The sequence below is a fragment of the Luedemannella helvata genome (assembly GCF_039528415.1).
Lineage (GTDB): Bacteria > Actinomycetota > Actinomycetes > Mycobacteriales > Micromonosporaceae > Luedemannella > Luedemannella helvata.
On the sequence record NZ_BAAALS010000144.1, the window covers coordinates 1 to 500 of the forward strand.

At 71.2% G+C, this 500-nt stretch carries 1 pseudogene; it reads right to left on the reverse strand.

The features are described from left to right. A pseudogene (locus ABD191_RS29170) lies at positions 1 to 228 on the reverse strand (tellurium resistance protein TerC); the annotation flags it as partial. Between the last annotated feature and the right edge of the window lie 272 nt (positions 229 to 500).

Sequence of the window (500 nt, forward strand, 5' to 3'; positions counted from 1 at the left end):
GGACTTCTCGATCAGGTAGCCGGCGAAGTACTGCTGCCCCGACTCGGCGCCCCAGGCGTTCCAGACGACGATGCCGAACGTGATGCCGGCGAGCACCCACACGATCGACCAACCGAGTGCCTCACGCACGCCGATGGCGTGGGCCCGGCGGTGGGCGAACAGGTCGATCGCGAGCATCGCGACGATCGCGGCGAGCACGGCGAACCAGGCGTACAGGGGTACGTCCAACGTCTCCTCCAGTTGTCAGGTGGTGCGGCAACCGGAGGTCTCGTCCGAGCGTCGCCCGGCCGGCTGGAGCGGGTGCCGTGCGGCCCGGATGCGCCGGAGCCCGGTGGCGGGCCCGGAATGACGACGCATCCTCGGGGACTACTCCCCTCCGCATCCATGGCACCATGCCGCGGCCGGCTTCCGCATCCCGCTCGGGCGTCGGCTCGGCCACCTCCCAGCGTTCTCGAAGAGAGCGGATGGCGCGCCCGCACGCCTGAGCGCGCCGACGAGAG